Here is a 20,346-nt window from a genome sequence, read left to right on the forward strand (position 1 = left end):
AAATTTTCTCCTCGGGCTCAACCTATTTTGGTTTCCGAAGTACATGATGTTTTACTGCCCACTCATCCCATATTTTGCTTAACGTAGCCACTTTATCTGGATATTGATCCGCAAGGTTTGTGGTCTCTGATTTATCATTGTTCATGTTAAATAGTCGCCAGTTCTTATCAACCCCTGCAACAACTAACTTCCAATTTTGATAACGCACATATTTGCTGCCTTCGTGTTCATTACACAATGGCCTATCCACGACCAAATCCCTTCCTTTAAAAATAGGCGCCAGACTTTGCCCTTCTAGAGGGGTTATTTCGTTACCACGATATACAGTCGGGTATTTTGCACCTGCAACTTCTATAAAAGTAGCCATAAAGTCCATCACATGACCTATTTGATCCGTTTTACTGCCTTTGTTTTTAATTCCTTTTGGCCATGATATGAGCATGGGCGTATGGACGCCACCTTCAAAACTCTGGTATTTCCAAAGCCTGAAAGGGGTGTTGGCTACGTTCGCCCAGTTGGGGCCAATAGAGAAAAAGGTAGTTTCCGGACCAGGCATCACATCTTTAGCTTTGGAGTAGGATACTAGCCTGCCATCCCTGGTTTCGCCGGGCCTGTCGAAGCCAGGTCCGTAGCCTTCGCTGGATTCAGCACTTGCGCCGTTATCGCTTAAAAAAATAATGATGGTATTGTCGATCTCCCCAGTCTGCTCCAGGGTTTTTAATATTCTACCAATTCCCCGATCCATTCTGTCTACCATTGCTGCATGCACGGCCATCGTCCTTGCATCATATTCTTTATTCGGGTTATTTGCCCAGGTGATGTCGGCCGGATTTCTGTCAGACAGTTTGGTCTTTGTTGTATCGATGATGCCCAGTACCGCCATTTTTTTATACCTGGCTTTTCTTATGGCTTCCCAACCTACTTTATAAGTGTCTTTATATTTTTCGATATCCTCAGGTAGGGCCTGAACAGGCCAATGGGGTGCATTATGTGCCACGTATAAAAAAAATGGCGCATCAGTTTTACTAAAGTCGCGGATGAATCCTGCAGCTTTATCGTTAATGGCGTCTGTATGGTAATAATTTTTCGGCACCGCGGCTACTGGGGTAGTGCCGTTTACCAAGCTAAATGGATCAAAATAATCTACTACACCCCATATCGTTCCGTAAAATTTCTCAAATCCCCTGTTGGTAGGATATTGTGGTAGTGGTGAAAATAGCGGGTGGACGGTTTGGTGGTGCAGCCATTTTAATTGTTCTTCTCTGTTTTTCTGAACAATAGTGTTGGATACGTGCCACTTGCCTGCCATGGCCGTATGATAACCAGCATCTTTTAGTACTTCTGCAATAGTAACTGTATTTTTGCCCAGGTAGCCTTTGTATCCTTCGCTGTTCTCAGGGGTGGTCATATCACCTATCCCAGCATCGTGGTTATACAGGCCGGTTAGCAATGATGCCCGGGTAGGGCAGCATCTGGAGACGTTATAGAACTGTTTAAACTGTATTCCCTGTTTTGCAATGCGATCCAGGTTGGGGGTTTGAATTTCTCCTCCGTAGCAACCCAAATCGGAGAATCCAAGGTCATCTGCCAGGATAACAATTATATTAGGCCTGGTGTCTGGCTTTGGTTTCATGCCTAAAAAAGTAAGCGGTATGGCTGCGGTTAAGAGAATATTCCGCACAAGTGGTATTGCAGGAAAGGATAGCTTCATTCAAATCAATATTTGAATTGAAGATACGAGAAATTACTTAACGCACCTAAAACCTGTGTGCTCAAGACTGGTGTCTTTGGAACTTGTCATCTTGCTATCGATGCGATACCCCTCACAGTAAGTCGCATTACAGAGAAAAGAGCCCCCTTTAACCACTTTTTCCCCATTACTATCGTCGCTGCACCATTCCCAAACATTGCCGGCCATATCATATAAGCCGTAATGGTTAGGGGGGAAAGAAGCGGTAGCCGCCAAGCCATAAACCCCATCTCTTTTCGTATTTTCAGTCGGGAAAATCCCCTGCCAGGTATTTGCTTTCACTTTGCCCTGATCTATGTCTTCATTGCCCCATGGATATTTTGCATTCTCCATACCGCCCTTTGCCGCGGCTTCCCATTCCGCAGCGGTAGGCAAGCGCTTACCTGCCCATTTGCAATAAGCCAATGCATCATCCCATGACAGTTGTACTACGGGGTATTGTTCTTTTCCTTTAATGGTGCTTAAAGCGCCCTGAGGATGTTTCCAATTTGCTCCTTTTTTCCAGATCCACCAAGCACCAGGGTTGCTCATGTTCACCTTCTTACCAAGTGAAGAAAATACCAGCGATGCTGCAACGAGCAAGCTATCCGGAGGTTTAGGCGTTCCCGGTGGCAACTGTTTTCTGAGTTCCTCCCAATCGGGTATGCGCTCTGCAGTAGTCACATATTTTGTTTGCTTCACAAACTTTGCGAATGCTGCATTGGTAACTTCGGTTGTATCCATATAAAATCCCCTGAGGTTTGGCGAAGAGGGGATCCATACCATGCCTGCATTATTTCCTATGCCTTTTTTGATCTCGGAGTTGACAGGATCAACCGGAAATCTCTGGGGTATACCCGTAGTACAATACTCGGTAGTTGGCAAGGCTGTAATGGTATCGGTTTTTTGTGCAGCTTGTTGTTCTGATTCATTACAAGCAGCAATTAGTAAAGAAATTGCTAAAAAGAAAACCAGCGCTCTTTTCATATTAAATGCCAATAATGTCTTTTTTCTTCTTTTGCTTCATATTTTTAGGGATTACGTTTAAAATCTCCTCTTTTAATGCATTTAAAGTTCTTTTTTTAATAAAATTCTTATGCGTTACCAGGCTCACTTCCCTAACGGGTTCAGGTGACCTGAAGTAGCGTATTTTACTCATCTGCTTGTTGCTTAGTTCTTCCAGCGCAAGTTCAGGCAGTAGGGTAGCACCATTGTTCATGTCGACCATCCTTATTAATGTTTCCACACTACCCGTGTTATATGTAAGGCCCTGTATTCTATTCTGCTTAGTAGATCGACAGATGTTAAGCACTTGCGAACGCATGCAGTGGCCCTCATTTAGCAGCCATATATTTTCGTCCTCCAAGTCGTTCGCATCAATAGTTTTCTTTTTAAATAGTTTACTGTTTTTACTAATGTAAGTTACAAAATTTTCATAATAGAGCGGCAATTCATCAATATTGGTGTCAGCCAGTGGGGTTGCCAAGATTCCGCAATCCAGTACGCCGGTTTTCAAATGATGGATAATGTCTTCTGTAGTATATTCCCAAATCATTAATTTCAATTGCGGGTATTTCTCCATCATTGCAGCAATCACTTTAGGCAAAAGGTAAGGTGCTATAGTCGGTATTATTCCGACCTTAAGCTCGCCAATAACGTCTTGCTGCTGACTGTTAATCAATTCTTTAACCTTGAGGCTTTCTTGTAGTATAATTCTGGCCTGTTCAATAATTTGACTCCCAATTTCCGTGGGTGTAACTGGTTGTTTGCTTCGGTCAAAAATCTTTACATCCAGCATTTCTTCCAGTTTCTGTACCTGCATACTCAGGGTAGGTTGTGTTACAAAACACTTCTCGGCTGCACCAACAAAACTTCGGTATGTATCGACTGCAACTATGTATTCCAACTGAACTAATGTCATATAGCTAAATGTTATTTACTTTAGCAAATATATAAATTTCGATTATTTGACCTAATTAAACATTTTGTGGTTAAGTCTACTTTACTTTAGAATGGCAATGAATTTAATGTTGCAAGATTTCTTAAGTTTGTAATAAATACAATTATTGTGGGTAAAGATAAGTTACGAAAATTTGCAGAGATAGATACCTTTTCTAATGTTTATCAAATGGAAGAGGGTAAGGTATTGAAAGGAAAATGGGCTTCCCAACATTTTAATAATGACAACCCGATAATCCTTGAGCTGGCTTGCGGTAAAGGGGAGTATGCTCTTAATCTAGCCAGAATGTTTCCTCAAAAGAATTTTATAGGTATAGATTTAAAAGGCAACAGGATTTGGAGAGGGGCTAGAACAGGTATTGATGAGGGTATTGCCAATTTGGCTTTTCTCAGGATCCAAATCGAGGATATTGTGGATTACTTCGATAAAAATGAGGTAGGCGAGATATGGATTACGTTTCCTGATCCGCAGCCGCAGGAGAGTCGCGAGAAGAAAAGGCTCACTTATCCGGGCTTTCTAAACAAATATAAACAGTTCCTAAAGCCAGAAGGGCGGATAAATCTGAAAACAGATAACGACGGGCTTTATCAATACACCGTAGAAAAAGTGGATGAGCTGGGATTATCATGCTATAAAAAGACAGACCAGTTGTATAAATCTGAATTCTATGATGATGTACTTTCTATAAAAACACATTACGAGCGCATTTATCTTAAGCACGATAAGAGCATCAACTACATTCAGTTTTCGTTAGATAAACTTTAGCTCTATGGAACAATCCTTTTACGATGAGGTTTTTGATTTGGTACGGTTAATCCCGAAAGGAAGGGTATGTTCATACGGGGTGATTGCCAAAAGTTTAGGTTCAGGCGGATCGGCCAGAATGGTTGGCTATGCCATGAGTAACGCGGGACTTGCACACCCTTCTGTACCGGCTCATCGGGTGGTTAACAGTTCGGGGCTTCTTACCGGCAAATTTCATTTCTCGCCACCAGAATTGATGCAGGAACTGCTGGAAAGAGAAGGCATCGTAGTGGAAAAAGATAAGGTAAAAAATTTTAAGCAGGTTTTTTGGGACCCAATGCAAGAATTATAAATTAAAGAACATGAAAGATATTGTCAGATGCAGTTGGTGCGGTAGTGATCCCCTATACATAAAATACCACGATGAAGAATGGGGCAAGCCTGTTTACGACGATAAAACTTTGTTTGAATTTCTTATTCTGGAAGGTGCACAAGCAGGCTTAAGCTGGATCACCGTATTAAAAAGAAGGGATGGATACAGAAATGCGTTTGCAGATTTTGACGTGGAGAAAGTTGCGGCTTTTGATGAAAATGATGTGGAGCGCCTGATGAATGATCCCGGAATCATTAGAAACAGGCTAAAAGTAAACTCCGCAATCAATAACGCAAAGCTTTTTATTCAGATCCAGAAAGAGTACGGCTCTTTTTCAGATTTTATGTGGGGATTTCTGCCAGATAAAAAGCCGATCCAAAATCAAGTACGTTCTATGGGAGACATACCTGCCAGAACTGAGATTTCGGATGCGATCGCCAAAGACATGAAAAAAAGAGGATTTAAGTTTTTTGGAACTACTATCTGCTATGCACATATGCAGGCAACCGGGATGGTTAACGACCATAGGATTGATTGTATCGCCAGATAATTACTTTTTGGCGGCCGCATTGTAATCCTCCACAATGGCGCTAAGAAGTTTTGCGTCGAAAAGTTCGACAGATTTAATCCTATCAGCGATGGCCTCATTGTTGGTAAGCTTTTGTAGAAGAATAGATTTTACGACAGGTGTCCTGGCTGCGGCTGTGCCATTTTCTGCAAAAAGCTCCTGCATTGGTCCGGTTCCAAACTTTTCTATAAAATAAGTTGCAGGAATAATCTGCTTAGGTACTGCCGGAGCGCTATTTCTTCCCCCTCCTATGGAAATTCCGCCACCCATGCCAATACCTCCAAAACCACCGCTTCCCGCACCAATACCTATAGAGGGCCTAAACTTCGCTCTTTTTTGCACAGGTTCCTCAACCTGCAAATTTCCGCCAATTGAGTACAGGTTAACCGCCCCTAGTTCAAGCACTTTAAAAAATCGAATTTCCAAATCTTTCTTAATCAGGATGGGCTTGCTTACGTAAGTCTCCCCGTTCCATACAAACTCTTTGATGTCTTTTGCCTTATACTCTACCAAAGCTTCTGCGTCATTTTTAAAGATCACGCTCGAAAAGTTGGTGGCCTTTATGGTTCCTCTGATAAAATTTCCTTCAGAAATAACAATGATGTCCTGCGCATAAGCGCCAGAAGCAAACAAACAGCAGCACAATATAAAGATAGATCTCATAGCGTTCAAATAACGGAAATTATTGGAGGATTAGTACCTTTATCCAGGTAAGATTATTTTTATATTATGAAAAAGCTTTTTTTATTAGATGGTATGGCGCTTATTTACAGAGCCCATTTTGCGCTCAGTAAAAACCCGCGTTTTACGTCCACTGGGATAAATACCTCTGCTGTAATGGGCTTTACCAATACGCTGCTGGAAGTGCTTAAAAAAGAAAAGCCCTCACATATTGCGGTGGTTTTTGATACCGATGCTCCAACAGAAAGGCATTTAGAATTTGAAGCCTACAAAGCACACCGCCAAGCAATGCCTGAGGACCTCTCTGCGGCTATTCCTTATATTTTCAAACTGATAGAAGGCTTTAAGATTCCTGTCATCACCAAAGATGGCTTTGAGGCAGATGACATTATCGGCACACTGGCTAAAGAAGCAGAGCAGCAGGGTTTTCAGGTATTTTGCATGACTCCTGATAAAGATTTTGCGCAACTCGTTTCTGATAACATATTCATTTATAAACCGGCCAGAATGGGTAACGACATGGAGATTATGGGCGTTCCTGAAGTATTGGCCAAATGGGAGATCGACAATCCACTTCAGGTCATTGATATTCTCGGTTTATGGGGAGATGCGGTAGACAATATTCCAGGAATCCCAGGAATAGGAGAGAAGACAGCCAAATCGCTAATCAAAACCTACGGGTCCGTCGAAAATATCATAGCCAATTCACATGAACTAAAAGGGAAGCAACGGGAAAACGTGGAAATGTATGCTCAACAGGGGATGGTATCAAAAAAACTAGCCACAATTATTTTGAATGTCCCAGTTGAGTTTGATGAGAAGGCGTTACAACTGGAAGAGCCAAGTCGGGAATTATTGGAGCCATTGTTTACAGAGTTGGAATTTAGAACGATAGGCAGGAGGGTGTTTGGCGAAGAATTCTCTGTTGCCGATTCAAGAGGGCAAGCATCCCAACAATTTGATCTTTTTGGAAATAGTACAGAGCAACCTGAAAGTACTACCAAGACCTTTGTTGCCACACCAGAAATGTTCGAAGAAGCGAGGGAGGCAAAAACGATAGAAAACACCCCGCACAATTATAAGTTGATTGCTACTCCGGAAGCAAGAAAGGAATTGATTGAACTATTGCTTCAACAAGAAAGCATTTCATTTGATACAGAAACTACAGGTACAGATGCGAACCTTGCAGAATTGGTCGGCTTATCCTTTAGCATTAAAGCGGGCGAAGGTTATTATATCCCCTTATCAGAAATAAGAGACGAAGCACAATTGATTCTGGATGAATTTAAGATTGTGCTGGAAAATGAGAGCATCATTAAGATTGGACAGAATATCAAATATGATATGCTGATGTTGAAATGGTACGGCGTTTCCGTTAAGGGTAAATTATTTGATACGATGCTGGCGCACTACCTCATAGATCCTGATACCCGCCATAATATGGATGTTCTTTCAGAAAATTACCTTTGTTATACACCCATAAGCATTACCACGCTAATTGGCGCAAAGGGTAAAGGACAAGGAAATATGCGTGATGTTCCTGTGGAGCAGGTGGTGGACTACGCTGCCGAAGATGCGGATGTGACCTTGCAGCTTTCCAAAGTTTTTGCGCCTATGCTGAAAGACTTGAATGCAGAAGACCTGGCTACCAATGTAGAAAATCCATTGATCTACGTACTGGCTGATATCGAGAAAGAGGGTGTTCGCATTGATATGGATACCCTGATAAATTATTCAAAGGAGCTGGAAGTTGATATTCGTCGCTTTGAGCAAAGCGTATTTGACAAATGCGGTGTTAAATTTAATTTGGCCTCCCCCAAACAACTTGGAGAAGTGCTTTTTGAAAAGCTATGTTTAGATCCTAAAGCTAAAAAAACCAAAACCGGGCAATATCAAACCGGGGAAGATGTTTTGCTGGCTTTGGCCAGTAAAAGTGATGTGGTACAAGATATCCTTGACTTCCGGCAGCTTCAGAAACTAAAATCGACCTACGTAGATGCGCTTCCTCTGATGGTCAATCCGAAGACTGGGCGTGTACATACCAGTTATAACCAAGCGGTTGCTGCCACAGGTAGGCTAAGTTCCAATAATCCGAATTTACAGAATATTCCGATAAGGACAGAGCGGGGAAGGGAAGTACGTAAGGCATTTATACCAAGGGATGAGAACCACGTTTTATTATCTGCGGATTATTCCCAGATTGAACTTCGTATCATAGCAGACATTAGCAAGGAAGAGAATATGCTCGATGCGTTCAATAAAGGAATTGACATCCATACCGCTACAGCAGCTCGCGTTTATGGAATAACCATTGAAGAGGTGACTTCTACCCAGCGGAGAAATGCAAAGGCAGTTAACTTCGGAATTATTTACGGGCAAAGTGCTTTCGGCCTCTCACAAAATCTGGGTATTCCACGTAAGGAAGCTGCCGAGATTATTGAACAGTATTTTGCGCAATATCCTGGAATTAAAAGATACATGTCGGACACCATGAATTTTGCGAGAGAGAATGGTTTCGTCGAAACTATACTAGGCCGCAGACGTTACCTTAGGGACATCAATTCTGCCAATCAAACAGTTAGAGGCTTTGCAGAGCGAAATGCGATTAATGCGCCAATACAGGGCTCTGCAGCGGACATGATCAAAGTAGCGATGATCAATATACACAGGGATATTCAAGAAAAAGGTTTGCAGTCAAAAATGACGATGCAGGTGCATGATGAATTGGTTTTTGATGTTCTTAAATCAGAAATAGCAGTTATGAAAGAGATCATCATGTGCAGGATGAAAACAGCGATCAAGACAAATGTACCAATTGAAGTAGAAATAGGAGAAGGTGAGAACTGGCTGGCGGCCCATTAGGAACCGCCAAACATTCCACCTAAACCACCAAGCATGTCTTTCGTCATGGCGGACATTTCAGTTGCACTTACTTGGTCGGCCTGGGCTAGGGCTTTATTAATTGCAGTTAATAGAAGCTCTTCAATTTCTTCTTTGTCTGCGCCTTTATAAAATTCATCATCGATGTCAATTGCTGTTATCGCTTTATTTGCTGTAGCAGTAACTCGGATTGCCCCAGCCTCTACCTCGCCAAAAACAGAAATAGTATCTAATCTTGCTTTTATTTCATCAGCCTTTTGCTGTGCGGCCATCAATTTATCAAACATATTTATTGGGTTTTATACGAAACAAAATTAAGCCAATTTGGTTTAAACCAACTCATCAAAACAAAAAAAGCGGTCTGCCATTAGGCAAACCGCTAATATCATAGGTAAATGATATGTTTTTACAGGTATACAAACACAAGTACGTAAGAAATACACTAATGGTTTCCTGTTCGTTGAGATATAATCAATCCACAATAAGTAGTTACTTGGAATAAGATTTGTGTTGAATTACTTAGTTTTACAATCAAATATATGATCATGAAAGCTTTTTTAGGAACAGGATTGTTGGGCTCAGGTTTTATTAGGGCAATGCTCCGTAAAGGGGATTCGGTACAGATATGGAACAGAACACTGGCAAAGGCCAAGCCGCTGGAAGCAGATGGGGCCTTAGTTTTTGAAAATGTTGCTGAAGCTGTTAAAGGGGCGCAATTTATTCATCTCACGTTAAAAGACGATGCTGCGGTAGATGAAGTTTTGGAAGCGGCGAAATCTGGTTTTGGTCCGCAAGCTATAATCATAGACCATACTACTACTTCTGTTGAGGGGGCCATATCCAGAACAAAAAAGTGGTCTGATTTAGGTTACACTTATCTGCATGCCCCTGTATTTATGGGCCCGGTAAATGCAGAGGAGAGTACAGGAAATATGTTGGTTTCCGGTAACCAAGAGGTAATTGGGAATTTAAAAGAGCAGCTTTCTGCAATGACCGGAAAACTGGTAAACCTTGGCGAAACAGAAGGTAAGGCGGCGGGTATGAAGCTTACAGGAAACCTGTTTTTAATCGCGCTGACTGCCGGTTTGGCTGATGCACTATCGCTGGCCAAGGCATCCGGTATTACCGCTGATGAAGTTACTGACTTATTTACTGACTGGAATCCTGCAGCTTCGTTAACAGGGAGATTGAAAAGGATGTCTGGTGGAGATTTTTCACAGCCTTCATGGGAACTGGACATGGCAAGAAAAGACGCCGGCCTGATGCTGAGCGAAGCAAGTAATAACAATGTTCCACTAACAGTAATACCCGCTGTTGTAAAATTAATGGATAGATTTATTGAGAAAGGATTGGGTGATCAAGACTGGATGATCATAGGAAGCAAGTTGCCTCAGTAATGAAACCTTTGGCAGTTTCATGCTAATGTTTTCTCTTGGCCCGTTCATACTGGACAGGCCAGCTTACATCTGTATCAAGCACTTTTGCTGCGTGTAACGGGAAATAAGGGTCTCTTAAGAGTTCTCTTGCCATGAAGATCAAATCTGCTTTTGAAGCCTGTAAAATGTCTTCCGCCTGTCGTGGCTCCGTAATGAGACCAACGGCACCTGTTAATACATTCGCTTGTGCTTTAATCTGCTCTGCAAATTGCACTTGGTAGCCAGCAAAAACTGGGATTTGCTGATGGGGCGCCAACCCTCCGGAAGAACAGTCTATAAGATCTATTCCTTTGTCTTTTAAAATTGAGGATAGCTGAACTGACTCTTCAGGTGTCCAGCCCCCTTCTACCCAGTCGGACGCGGAAATCCTTACAAATAATGGGTTCTCAGCGGGCCACACTTCTTGAATAGCGGATACAACTTCAAGCAATAATCGGATTCTGTTCTCGAAACTTCCACCATACTGATCTGTCCTTTGATTACTAATTGGCGAAAGGAATTGGTGTAACAAGTAACCGTGGGCTGCGTGAATCTCAATAACACGATATCCTGACTGTAAAGACCTTTTCGCAGCCGCCTTGAAATCGGATTTGATTTTTTCTATTCCTTCAAATGTTAATTCAATTGGCATTTCATCACCTTCATGGAAAGGAATGGCACTTGGGGCAACTGGTTTCCAACCACCCTCACTTTCCCGGATGCAATCGCTTCCATTCCATGGTACATCAAAGCTTGCTTTTCTACCTGCATGTGCCAGTTGTATGCCTGCAATAGATCCGTTTTGATGAATAAAATCAGTTATCTGTTTCAGCATCGGAATGTGATCGTTACTCCATATCCCCAAATCGCCGGCAGAAATTCTGCCCTCTGGCGAAACTGAAGTAGCTTCTTGTATGATGAGCCCCGCACCGCCAATGGCTCTGCTGCCGAGGTGTACCAGGTGCCAGTTGGTTGCAAATCCTTCTTCTGCCGAGTATTGGCACATAGGAGAAACTGTGATGCGGTTTTTTAGATAAACGTTTTTTATTTCGAGCGGTGAGAATAGTAAAGACATTTCTTAGTTTTTGATCAAATTAACACAGTTTTACCTGAATTGGTTTGTTCCTCAGATAATCAAAACATTGCCGTGACAAGTATGTTAAAAAAGTATTGCTAAAATGTAAAAAATCAAAAATGTATTGCACAACTCAATATTTATTTAAACCTTTGCGCCTCAACTCATTTAAAGAATTATTATAAACAGAAAATGACCCATCACCAAACACATAAACTTTACGCTGTGCAAGCAAATAATTTTGCTTCAGGGGATATGTTTATTGAGCGTTTGCAGCCCATATTTTTTGTGATCACAAACCGGCAAAATTACACGCCGCGCATTTGAGTAAATCTCTGGAGATAACCCAGTAGATTCCACAGAGGATTGCCTCTCAAAAAACAATTAATCAGAACATTTATTTTTTTTCGTTAACTAATTAATGAATACAAACGATTTTATAGTGCAGGTTGCACTTCCTGAACATCGTGTCTTTGCAGAAGAAATTTGCGAGGAAATGGCAGAATCGGCAAAAGCCCGTGGTACGGGAATTGCCAAGCGTTCTCCGGAGTATGTTGCAGGAAAAATGGCAGATGGTAAGGCCGTAATTGCATTTCATAGGGATGGATCCTGGGCAGGGTTCTGTTATATAGAAACATGGTCTCATGGTCAATTCGTTGCCAATTCAGGTTTGATCGTTAGTCCGAAATACAGAAAAGCCGGACTTGCTCACGCTATCAAAGAGAAAATATTTGAACTTTCGAGATTACTTTATCCTAAAGCGAAGATATTCGGATTAACAACCGGGCTCGCTGTGATGAAGATCAATTCTGATCTGGGTTATGAGCCGGTAACCTATTCTGAGCTTACGCAAGACGAGGATTTCTGGAAAGGTTGCCAGAGTTGTGTTAACTTTGAAATCCTAACGATGAAGGAACGCAAAAACTGTATGTGTACTGCGATGCTGTACGATCCAGTTGAGCAGAAGCATGATGCTGCAAAGAAATTTGCCGAAGAATTGCAAAAGAACCCGACATTATATGAACGCTTTATGAGCATTAAGCAAAAGCTGGTTGTAAGATCGAAACCTCAAAATAAAGGATTGAAATCCCTGTTTTTATTATTTACCATATTTTTTAAATAGCCGTAATATTAAGATGAAGAAGAAAGTTGTTTTAGCGTTTAGCGGAGGTTTGGATACCTCATTCTGTTGCATTTATCTGGCTCAGGACCGCGGTCTTGAAGTTCATTCCGTTATTGTGAATACCGGCGGTTTTTCTGACGAGGAATTACAGGAAATTGAAAAGCGTGCATACTCACTCGGCGTAGCGTCGCATGCTGTAGTTGATGAAACTGAGAACTATTATGATAGCTGCATAAAATATTTAATTTACGGCAACGTGCTTAAAAACTCGACTTACCCGCTATCGGTAAGTGCAGAGCGCGTTAGTCAGGCAACCGCAATTGCCAACTACGTTAAAAAAATAGGCGCTGATTACGTAGCACATGGCAGTACCGGAGCAGGAAATGACCAGGTGCGTTTTGACATGATCTTTAACATTATTATTCCGAATGTTGAGATCATTACCCCAATTAGAGATTTAAAATTATCCCGCGAAGCGGAAATTGAATACCTGGCAGAACGCGGGGTAGTATATAGTGCTGAGAAAGCAAGGTACTCCATTAATAAGGGTTTATGGGGAACTTCGGTTGGCGGTAAGGAAACCCTTACTTCTAACGAAACACTCCCTGAAGAAGCCTGGCCAACCCAAATTACCGAGACAACTGCTCGTAAAGTGGAGCTGACTTTTGAGAAAGGTGAGCTGGTGGCAATTGATGGGCAAACTTATGAGCCGGTAAGGGCAATTCAGAAATTACAGGCCATTGCACAACCTTTTGGCATTGGAAGAGACATCCATGTTGGTGATACCATTATTGGTATTAAAGGCCGTGTTGGTTTTGAAGCTGCGGCACCTATGGTGACCATCAAAGCTCACCACACTTTAGAGAAGCACACGCTTACGAAATGGCAACTTTCCTGGAAAGAACAATTGTCCTCTTTCTATGGTAATTGGTTGCATGAAGGGCAGTTTCATGATCCAATTATGCGCAACATAGAAGCCTTTTTAGCAGACACACAAAAAGTTGTGAGCGGAAAGGTTTTTGTAGAGTTATTGCCATATCGTTTTAATATTATAGGTATTGAATCTAAACACGACCTAATGAGCAATAAGTTTGGTAGCTATGGAGAAATGAACAATGCCTGGAGCGGTGAAGATGTTAAAGGCTTTTCAAAGATTTTTGGAAATCAGGTGATGATCTGGCACAAAGTTAATGGTGATGAAAGTTAGGGCAGGGATAGTTGGCGGTGCTGGATATACTGGTGGTGAAATGATTCGCCTATTGGTTAATCATCCTAATGTAGATATCATTTTTGTAAATAGCAGCAGCAATGCCGGTAACCTGATCTCTGATGTGCACACAGATTTGATTGGGGATTCTGATCTTCGTTTTACTTCAGCGCTACCAAGTGATATTGATGTACTGTTTTTATGCGTTGGACATGGTGATGCGAAGAAGTTTTTAGAAGCCAATAAAATTGCTGAGGGCATTAAGATCATTGATTTAAGTCAGGATTTTAGACTGAGGGAGAATGCAGGTAAAAACTGGGTATATGGCTTGCCGGAACTAAACCGCGATCATATTAAAGCGGCAAATTTTGTTGCCAACCCTGGATGTTTTGCTACCTGTATACAGCTGGCCTTGCTTCCACTAGCAGCGAAAGGTTTGTTAAATGCTGAAGTTCATATTAATGCGACTACCGGGTCTACAGGCGCTGGCCAAAGTTTGGCAGCGACATCTCATTTTAGCTGGAGAAACAATAACCTTTCGGTTTATAAGGCATTTGGTCACCAACATTTAAACGAGATCGGCGAAAGTATTAAACAATTATCGCCAATCTTTAACAGCCCCATTAATTTCATTCCGCAGCGCGGGGATTTTACCAGGGGTATTCTAGCGGCGATTTATTTAGACAGCGATCTGACAGAAGAAGCTGCGCAGCAACTGTATGAAGATTATTATGCTGACCATCCATTTACACATGTAAGTAAAAAAAATATAGATCTTAAACAGGTTGTAAATACCAATAAAGGATTAGTACATGTGGAGAAACACGATGGTAAGCTATTTATAGTGAGTATTATTGATAATTTGTTAAAAGGAGCCAGCGGACAGGCAGTGCAAAATATGAATTTAATGTTTGCGCTTGAGGAGCGGCAAGGCTTAAATCTCAAAGCAGCAGCATTTTAATCTATTTTCACATTTAAACTATTTACAATGAACTTATTTGACGTTTATCCACTAAACAATATAGAAATTACCAAAGCATCAGGCAGCAATGTTTGGGATGCTGAAGGACAGGAATACTTAGACCTTTATGGCGGTCATGCGGTAATATCCATCGGTCACACCCATCCGCATTATGTTAAACGTGTAACTGATCAATTGAATAAGGTTGGCTTTTACTCCAATTCTGTACTGATCCCATTGCAGCAAGAACTGGCGGTAAAGTTAGGGCAGGTTTCTGGAAAAGTCGATTATCAATTGTTTTTGTGTAACTCAGGGGCTGAAGCTAATGAAAATGCACTAAAACTAGCCTCATTTTACAATGGCAAAAAAAAGGTAATTGCTTTTAAAGGCGCATTCCATGGTCGTACGTCTTTGGCCGTATCCGCTACAGATAATCCAAAAATCATTGCCCCGGTAAATGAGACGGATAATGTAGTTTTTCTTCCGCTTAATGATGAGTTAGCTTTGAAAGAAGCATTTGCAGCTTTTGGGAATGAGGTTACTGCAGTGATCATTGAAGGTATACAAGGCGTAGGGGGTATAAAAGAGGCATCAGTGGAGTTTTTAAAGTTGATCCGCTCGCTTTGCAATGATTACGATTCCGTATATATTGCAGATAGCGTGCAGTGCGGCTATGGAAGAACAGGCTTGTTCTATTCTCACGACTATGCGGGAGTTGAGGCAGATGTCTATACCATGGCGAAGGGTATGGGTAATGGTTTTCCGGTTGCGGGCATCACCATTGCGCCAAAATTTAAACCTTGGCATGGCATGCTTGGTACAACGTTTGGTGGTAATCACCTTGCCTGCGCAGCGGCATTAGCAGTATTGGAGATTATTGATGAGGATAATCTCATGGAAAATGCTGCACGAATAGGAGCTTACCTAATTGCAGAATTGAAAAAAATTGAAGGAATTAAGGAAGTGCGTGGAAGGGGATTAATGATAGGGATAGACTTACCGGAATCCTTACCGAATGTTAAAAAAGACTTGTTATTTAAACATAAGATTTTTACAGGCGAGGCAAAGCCTAACGTGATCAGGTTGTTGCCTGCACTGAATTTGACCATAGCACATGCTGACCAGTTTCTTAGTGAATTTAAAATAGCTTTAAAAGGATGAACCAGTTTACCTCAGTACACGATGTACACGATATTAAACAGCTGTTAAAGGATGCCTTAATTTTAAAGGAAAGTCCTTATTCCCTGCAAGACTTGGGAAAGAATAAAACTTTAGGACTAGTATTTCTAAACCCAAGCTTGCGCACCCGCTTAAGTACTCAAAAAGCTGCGCTTAATTTGGGGATGAACGTGATGGTGATGAACATGGACAAAGAAGGCTGGGCCCTGGAAACACAAGATGGTATAGTAATGAACGGCACCACCGTGGAGCACATCCGGGAAGCAGCCGCAGTTATGGGGCAATATTGCGACATACTGGGTTTACGCTCGTTTCCGAAACTGGTTAATCGTGACGAGGACTACAATGAGGACTTTTTTACGAAGTTTATTAAGTACTGTGGTGTACCGGTGGTTAGTTTGGAAAGTGCGACAAGACATCCTCTACAGAGTTTGGCTGACCTGATTACCATTAAAGAAACCTGGAAGGGTGAAGGAAAACCTAAAGTTGTCCTGGCCTGGGCTCCTCATATTAAGGCATTGCCGCAAGCCGTTCCAAACTCTTTTGCAGAGTGGATGTGTAAAGCGCAGCAAGACGGGATGATAGATTTTACAATAGCTCAACCAAAAGGTTACGAACTGAATGAGGATTTTACGCCTGGAGCAACGATAACTCATAATTTAGATGAAGCTTTGGTGGGGGCAGATTATATTTACGTTAAAAATTGGTCGAGCTACAAAGAATACGGCAAGGTGCTGACTTACCCGGAGGGCTGGATGTTGAACAATAGCAAGCTGGAAAGCACTAATGATGCAAAAGTTATGCATTGCTTGCCCGTTCGGCGAGACCTGGAACTTTCTTCCGAAATATTGGATGGCCCTAACTCGCTGGTAATCCATGAAGCAGGAAACAGGCTTTGGGCAGCACAAGCAGTATTAAAACATATGCTGGAAGGTTTGAAATAGAATACATGAAAAAGCTAAGCGTTATTAAGATTGGCGGAAACGTAATAGACAATTCTGAGAAGCTGCATCAGTTTCTACTTGACTTCACTGCTTTGCCAGGAGAAAAAATACTGGTACATGGGGGCGGTAAAATAGCAACCGAATTGAGCGACAGCTTAGGTATCGCACCTAAATTGATTGAAGGCAGACGTATTACTGATATAGAAACTTTAAGAATTGTGACGATGGTATATGCTGGCCTAATCAATAAAAATATTGTGGCGCAGCTACAGGCTAAAGGCAGTAATGCCATTGGGCTTACCGGTGCAGACGGTAATATTATCAAGGCGGTTAAACGCCCAGTTAAAGAAATTGACTATGGATTTGTGGGTGATCTGGATGAAAACTCAGTTTCAGCGGATGCTCTTGACAAGTTATTACAAGCCGGAATGGTACCCGTTTTATGTGCAATAACTCATGATGGAGATTCCCAACTTCTAAACACTAATGCAGATACCATTGCCTCGGCTGTAGCGGTTGCAATGGCGAAGAGCTATGAAACCACTTTGATTTATTGCTTTGAAAAGAAAGGAGTAATGCGAGACATTGATGATGACAATTCTTTGGTACGCGAGATAAGGATGGGAGAATTTGAGGGTTTGAAATCAGCAGGAGTAATATCAGGCGGAATGATACCGAAGTTGCACAACGCCTTTGAGGCCATTAAAAGTGGGGTAGAGGCGGTATATATCGGGAAAGCGGATGAACTTTCGCAGACAGATCTGCAAAATTTTGGAACCAGATTAATCAACTAGATATGAACCAGTTTAAAGGCAGTATTGCCATATTAGGTAGCGGAAACATTGGCATTTCCCTAGCCAAAGGGCTAGTGAAAGCAGGTTATGCAGACGCTGGACAAATTAGTCTGACGAGACGTAATATCGCCAATTTAAGCTCCCTGGCAGCCCAGGGATTTAAGACGAATACCGATAATGCTGCCGTAACAGCAACGGCTGATTTGATTGTTCTTGCCGTATTGCCGCAACAATTAAATCAGTTGCTTGATCAAATTGTGCCATCTGTAAATATTGAAAAGCAGGTATTCATCTCTGTGGCTTCTGGCGTGAGTTGTGCTGATATCCGGAACAAACTTGGAAGCAAAGTTCAGGTGATTCGCGCGATGCCCAATACAGCTATTGCAATTGGTCAATCAATGACCTGCGTGGCGACCGATAATGCCACTTCAGAAAATATAGCCGAAGTTACCCGGATGTTCGAAACGGTGGGGTCAGTTGTAAAAATTAACGAAGATCTGATGACTTCTGCCACGGCATTATGTGCCTGTGGTATAGCTTTCTTTTTAAGAGCGATCAGGGCGGCATCTCAAGGTGGTGTTGAAATTGGTTTCCATGCTGATGAGGCTCTCAAAATGGCCGTACAAACGGCAAAAGGAGCAGCTGATCTGTTGCTGCAAATGCAATCTCATCCAGAACAAGAAATAGATAAAGTAACTTCGCCAAAAGGCTGTACTATTGCAGGGCTAAATGAGATGGAACACAATGGTTTTAGCTCATCATTAATTAAAGGAATCAAGCTGTCTGCTTTAAAAGCGGGCGCTTTGTATACCAAAGAATAAACAAAAACGACCAACACATGATAGAGAAACTGCAAAAGGATAGCCTGGAATTGTTAAAACAGTTGATCCGGATACAATCATTCAGTAAAGAGGAAGATAAGACTGGTGACGCCATTGAACAGTTTTTGCAGCAGCGTGATATTAAAACCCATCGTAAACTTAACAATATATGGGCATACAATAAACACTTTGATGCTTCTAAGCCTACCGTTTTGCTCAATTCTCATCATGATACTGTTAAACCCAATTCCGGTTACACCCGCGACCCCTATGATGCATTAATTGAGGAAGATAAGCTTTTTGGACTAGGCAGCAATGACGCTGGTGGATGTCTGGTATCTCTTATCGGCACTTTCCTCTATTTTTATGATCAGCAAAATCTGGCTTATAACATCTGTCTTGCCGCAACAGCAGAGGAAGAGATATCTGGTAACGATGGTTTAGAGTGTATATTGCCAGATCTTGGCGAATTGGATTTTGCCATAGTTGGAGAGCCAACACAGATGAACCTTGCCATTGCAGAACGTGGCCTATTGGTTTTGGACTGTGCTGCCACTGGCAGAGCGGGGCATGCAGCCAGGGAGGAAGGTGATAACGCAATTTACAAAGCGCTCAAAGATATTGAATGGTTTAGAAACTATAAATTTTCTAAAGTATCAGACGTTTTTGGTCCGCTGAAAATGACGGTAACGATCATTAATGCAGGCTCTCAACACAATGTGGTACCCGCAACTTGCACATTCACCGTGGATGTGCGCGTAACTGATGCTTACACGAATGAGGAAGTGCTGAAAATTATCCGTACAAATGTAGATTGTGAAGTAACTCCCCGCTCCATAAGACTTAAACCCTCTTCAATTGACAAGGAGCACCCATTGGTTCAAGCTGGTATAGCATTAGGAAGAACTACATACGGCTCGCCCACTACATCAGACCAGGCATTGTTAAGCATCCCATCTGTAAAAGTTGGTCCCGGTGATTCAGGGAGGTCGCATATGGCAGATGAATTTATCTATGTTGATGAAGTGGCAGAGGGGATAGCCCTATATATTGCTATGCTTAAACCGGTTATTGGAGGTAAATAGCTTTATTCGAGATCGGTTTTATCTAAGCGTATGTTATAATCACCCTTGGCAATTTTCTCCGCAACATTACCAATTGTGGTGATTTGCTTTAATTTATTTGCTTCTTTAACTACAAGCTCATTTTGGAGATCAGCAGCTAATCGGGCATCCCGGCGAACCCTGAAATAAAATACGATGCTGATAATCATTGCGATAAAAGACGCGATACCTACTATTACAGGTGTGTAGGTGGCAAATTTATCCATCTCTGCATTTCTGGTAATCATCAATTTTTTCTCACGGTTTACCATGTTAGTTATCGTTCTCCTAATTGAATCCATTACTGATTTTCCCTGGAGGAGCATCGCCGAAGTTGGGGGTATTCCTCTTTTTTTATCGACTATTGAATTACCAATCAAATCGAACTTGTGCTTAATCAAAGTCTCTAAATGTGGCATCTCCCGTTGTTGAATTGGGTTATCTCTTGTGAGAAGCTGGATATTTGTTAAAAGCTCTGCCACATCACTTTTTGCGCCTGTGTATGGTTCAAGAAAACTCTCATCGTTGGTTAGGAGAAACCCGCGCTGTCCCGTTTCTGCATCTTTCATCCTGGAAATCAAATTGTCTAACCCAGTTTCTACCTGAACCGTATGGTCTACCCATTTCTGGCTATTCAACAGTTGCTCAATGCTGATGTAGGAAAGTACAGAACTGATGATCAGGATCACTAAAGTGAACCCAAAGCCGATCAACAAGTTGCGCTTAGAGCGTTTGCGAATATTTTTCATGATAAGAAAATTTTAGATGAATTTGGTCATAAATATAAAA

General features: G+C 41.8%; 20 protein-coding genes. 13 read left to right on the plus strand and 7 right to left on the minus strand.

The genetic code is table 11. The annotated features are described in order from the left end of the window. Window positions 1-22 precede the first annotated feature (22 nt). From ACXZ1K_RS03860 to ACXZ1K_RS03870, 3 genes are read right to left on the minus strand one after another with little or no spacing between them, the layout of a single operon-like run. The gene (locus ACXZ1K_RS03860) at window positions 23-1,711 is read right to left on the minus strand and encodes an arylsulfatase (RefSeq protein ID WP_458972065.1); all 1,689 of its coding nucleotides are present in this window, start codon (window positions 1,709-1,711) and stop codon (window positions 23-25) included. A gap of 33 nt (window positions 1,712-1,744) precedes the next feature. Then, a complete protein-coding gene (locus ACXZ1K_RS03865) occupies window positions 1,745-2,716 on the minus strand; it encodes an SUMF1/EgtB/PvdO family nonheme iron enzyme (protein WP_458972066.1) in 972 nt (323 codons plus the stop codon). Window position 2,717: 1 nt separating this feature from the next. Further along, window positions 2,718-3,650: a hydrogen peroxide-inducible genes activator gene (locus ACXZ1K_RS03870; protein WP_458972067.1), complete on the minus strand. Its 933-nt coding sequence runs from the start codon at window positions 3,648-3,650 to the stop codon at window positions 2,718-2,720. Between the two features lie 147 nt (window positions 3,651-3,797). Here ACXZ1K_RS03870 and trmB point away from each other — a divergent pair, with 147 nt between their 5' ends. Genes trmB through ACXZ1K_RS03885 form a run of 3 tightly spaced genes read left to right on the plus strand, consistent with a single transcriptional unit; the run spans window position 3,798 to window position 5,356 of the window. Then, window positions 3,798-4,454 carry a tRNA (guanosine(46)-N7)-methyltransferase TrmB gene (gene trmB / locus ACXZ1K_RS03875; protein WP_458972068.1) on the plus strand — a complete coding sequence of 219 codons (657 nt, stop codon included), beginning with the start codon at window positions 3,798-3,800 and terminating at the stop codon, window positions 4,452-4,454. Window positions 4,455-4,458: 4 nt separating this feature from the next. After that, complete coding sequence (locus ACXZ1K_RS03880) at window positions 4,459-4,785, plus strand: MGMT family protein (RefSeq protein ID WP_458972069.1); 327 nt, start codon at window positions 4,459-4,461, stop codon at window positions 4,783-4,785. A 10-nt stretch (window positions 4,786-4,795) separates the two neighbouring features. Then, window positions 4,796-5,356 (plus strand): DNA-3-methyladenine glycosylase I, encoded by a 561-nt coding sequence (locus ACXZ1K_RS03885; RefSeq protein ID WP_458972070.1) that lies wholly within the window; start codon window positions 4,796-4,798, stop codon window positions 5,354-5,356. Here ACXZ1K_RS03885 and ACXZ1K_RS03890 read toward each other — a convergent pair whose 3' ends face one another. Further along, entirely contained in the window at window positions 5,357-6,037 is a 681-nt protein-coding gene (locus ACXZ1K_RS03890; protein ID WP_458972071.1) for a hypothetical protein, read from the minus strand. Window positions 6,038-6,103: 66 nt separating this feature from the next. Between ACXZ1K_RS03890 and polA the strand changes: the two genes are divergently transcribed. Next, the gene (gene polA, locus ACXZ1K_RS03895) at window positions 6,104-8,917 is read left to right on the plus strand and encodes a DNA polymerase I (RefSeq protein ID WP_458972072.1); all 2,814 of its coding nucleotides are present in this window, start codon (window positions 6,104-6,106) and stop codon (window positions 8,915-8,917) included. On the opposite strand, the gene ACXZ1K_RS03900 is transcribed toward polA, so the two are convergent. Next, on the minus strand, window positions 8,914-9,222 hold the full coding sequence (locus ACXZ1K_RS03900; protein ID WP_458972073.1) for a YbaB/EbfC family nucleoid-associated protein: 309 nt from the start codon (window positions 9,220-9,222) through the stop codon (window positions 8,914-8,916). The two genes, polA and ACXZ1K_RS03900, sit on opposite strands and share 4 nt — an antisense overlap. 258 nt (window positions 9,223-9,480) lie before the next feature. Between ACXZ1K_RS03900 and ACXZ1K_RS03905 the strand changes: the two genes are divergently transcribed. After that, window positions 9,481-10,332: an NAD(P)-dependent oxidoreductase gene (locus tag ACXZ1K_RS03905; RefSeq protein ID WP_458972074.1), complete on the plus strand. Its 852-nt coding sequence runs from the start codon at window positions 9,481-9,483 to the stop codon at window positions 10,330-10,332. Window positions 10,333-10,354: 22 nt separating this feature from the next. On the opposite strand, the gene namA is transcribed toward ACXZ1K_RS03905, so the two are convergent. After that, the gene (gene namA / locus ACXZ1K_RS03910; RefSeq protein WP_458972075.1) at window positions 10,355-11,425 is read right to left on the minus strand and encodes an NADPH dehydrogenase NamA; all 1,071 of its coding nucleotides are present in this window, start codon (window positions 11,423-11,425) and stop codon (window positions 10,355-10,357) included. A 421-nt stretch (window positions 11,426-11,846) separates the two neighbouring features. On the opposite strand from namA, the gene ACXZ1K_RS03915 reads away from it, so the two are divergent. From ACXZ1K_RS03915 to ACXZ1K_RS03950, 8 genes are read left to right on the plus strand one after another with little or no spacing between them, the layout of a single operon-like run. Continuing rightward, on the plus strand, window positions 11,847-12,548 hold the full coding sequence (locus ACXZ1K_RS03915; protein WP_458972076.1) for a GNAT family N-acetyltransferase: 702 nt from the start codon (window positions 11,847-11,849) through the stop codon (window positions 12,546-12,548). Window positions 12,549-12,561: 13 nt separating this feature from the next. Next, entirely contained in the window at window positions 12,562-13,755 is a 1,194-nt protein-coding gene (gene argG, locus ACXZ1K_RS03920; protein WP_458972077.1) for an argininosuccinate synthase, read from the plus strand. Then, complete coding sequence (gene argC, locus ACXZ1K_RS03925) at window positions 13,745-14,716, plus strand: N-acetyl-gamma-glutamyl-phosphate reductase (RefSeq protein WP_458972078.1); 972 nt, start codon at window positions 13,745-13,747, stop codon at window positions 14,714-14,716. Before argG ends, argC begins: the two co-directional genes overlap by 11 nt. A gap of 27 nt (window positions 14,717-14,743) precedes the next feature. Then, window positions 14,744-15,877 carry an aspartate aminotransferase family protein gene (locus ACXZ1K_RS03930; RefSeq protein WP_458972079.1) on the plus strand — a complete coding sequence of 378 codons (1,134 nt, stop codon included), beginning with the start codon at window positions 14,744-14,746 and terminating at the stop codon, window positions 15,875-15,877. Further along, window positions 15,874-16,839, plus strand: a complete 966-nt coding sequence (locus ACXZ1K_RS03935) for a Rossmann-fold NAD(P)-binding domain-containing protein (protein WP_458972080.1) — start codon at window positions 15,874-15,876, stop codon at window positions 16,837-16,839. The genes ACXZ1K_RS03930 and ACXZ1K_RS03935 overlap by 4 nt, the downstream gene beginning before the upstream one ends. Before the next feature lie 5 nt (window positions 16,840-16,844). Continuing rightward, window positions 16,845-17,633: an acetylglutamate kinase gene (gene argB, locus ACXZ1K_RS03940; protein ID WP_458972081.1), complete on the plus strand. Its 789-nt coding sequence runs from the start codon at window positions 16,845-16,847 to the stop codon at window positions 17,631-17,633. A 2-nt stretch (window positions 17,634-17,635) separates the two neighbouring features. Next, window positions 17,636-18,454, plus strand: coding sequence for a pyrroline-5-carboxylate reductase (gene proC, locus ACXZ1K_RS03945; RefSeq protein WP_458972082.1), 819 nt, complete (start codon window positions 17,636-17,638; stop codon window positions 18,452-18,454). A gap of 17 nt (window positions 18,455-18,471) precedes the next feature. Then, window positions 18,472-19,539: a M20 family metallo-hydrolase gene (locus ACXZ1K_RS03950; protein ID WP_458972083.1), complete on the plus strand. Its 1,068-nt coding sequence runs from the start codon at window positions 18,472-18,474 to the stop codon at window positions 19,537-19,539. Window positions 19,540-19,541: 2 nt separating this feature from the next. Here ACXZ1K_RS03950 and ACXZ1K_RS03955 read toward each other — a convergent pair whose 3' ends face one another. After that, the gene (locus tag ACXZ1K_RS03955) at window positions 19,542-20,306 is read right to left on the minus strand and encodes a CHASE3 domain-containing protein (RefSeq protein WP_458972084.1); all 765 of its coding nucleotides are present in this window, start codon (window positions 20,304-20,306) and stop codon (window positions 19,542-19,544) included. Between the last annotated feature and the right edge of the window lie 40 nt (window positions 20,307-20,346).

The sequence above is a fragment of the Pedobacter jaeyakensis genome (assembly GCF_054461315.1).

Bases quoted from the DNA above. Each gene is read 5' to 3' on its own strand.
- ACXZ1K_RS03860 (WP_458972065.1), bottom strand. From the start codon at position 1,711: ATGAAGCTATCCTTTCCTGCAATACCACTTGTGCGGAATATTCTCTTA.
- ACXZ1K_RS03865 (WP_458972066.1), bottom strand. From the start codon at position 2,716: ATGAAAAGAGCGCTGGTTTTCTTTTTAGCAATTTCTTTACTAATTGCT.
- ACXZ1K_RS03870 (WP_458972067.1), bottom strand. From the start codon at position 3,650: ATGACATTAGTTCAGTTGGAATACATAGTTGCAGTCGATACATACCGA.
- ACXZ1K_RS03880 (WP_458972069.1), top strand. From the start codon at position 4,459: ATGGAACAATCCTTTTACGATGAGGTTTTTGATTTGGTACGGTTAATC.
- ACXZ1K_RS03885 (WP_458972070.1), top strand. From the start codon at position 4,796: ATGAAAGATATTGTCAGATGCAGTTGGTGCGGTAGTGATCCCCTATAC.
- ACXZ1K_RS03890 (WP_458972071.1), bottom strand. From the start codon at position 6,037: ATGAGATCTATCTTTATATTGTGCTGCTGTTTGTTTGCTTCTGGCGCT.
- polA (WP_458972072.1), top strand. From the start codon at position 6,104: ATGAAAAAGCTTTTTTTATTAGATGGTATGGCGCTTATTTACAGAGCC.
- ACXZ1K_RS03900 (WP_458972073.1), bottom strand. From the start codon at position 9,222: ATGTTTGATAAATTGATGGCCGCACAGCAAAAGGCTGATGAAATAAAA.
- ACXZ1K_RS03905 (WP_458972074.1), top strand. From the start codon at position 9,481: ATGAAAGCTTTTTTAGGAACAGGATTGTTGGGCTCAGGTTTTATTAGG.
- namA (WP_458972075.1), bottom strand. From the start codon at position 11,425: ATGTCTTTACTATTCTCACCGCTCGAAATAAAAAACGTTTATCTAAAA.
- ACXZ1K_RS03915 (WP_458972076.1), top strand. From the start codon at position 11,847: ATGAATACAAACGATTTTATAGTGCAGGTTGCACTTCCTGAACATCGT.
- argG (WP_458972077.1), top strand. From the start codon at position 12,562: ATGAAGAAGAAAGTTGTTTTAGCGTTTAGCGGAGGTTTGGATACCTCA.
- argC (WP_458972078.1), top strand. From the start codon at position 13,745: ATGAAAGTTAGGGCAGGGATAGTTGGCGGTGCTGGATATACTGGTGGT.
- ACXZ1K_RS03930 (WP_458972079.1), top strand. From the start codon at position 14,744: ATGAACTTATTTGACGTTTATCCACTAAACAATATAGAAATTACCAAA.
- ACXZ1K_RS03935 (WP_458972080.1), top strand. From the start codon at position 15,874: ATGAACCAGTTTACCTCAGTACACGATGTACACGATATTAAACAGCTG.
- argB (WP_458972081.1), top strand. From the start codon at position 16,845: ATGAAAAAGCTAAGCGTTATTAAGATTGGCGGAAACGTAATAGACAAT.
- proC (WP_458972082.1), top strand. From the start codon at position 17,636: ATGAACCAGTTTAAAGGCAGTATTGCCATATTAGGTAGCGGAAACATT.
- ACXZ1K_RS03950 (WP_458972083.1), top strand. From the start codon at position 18,472: ATGATAGAGAAACTGCAAAAGGATAGCCTGGAATTGTTAAAACAGTTG.
- ACXZ1K_RS03955 (WP_458972084.1), bottom strand. From the start codon at position 20,306: ATGAAAAATATTCGCAAACGCTCTAAGCGCAACTTGTTGATCGGCTTT.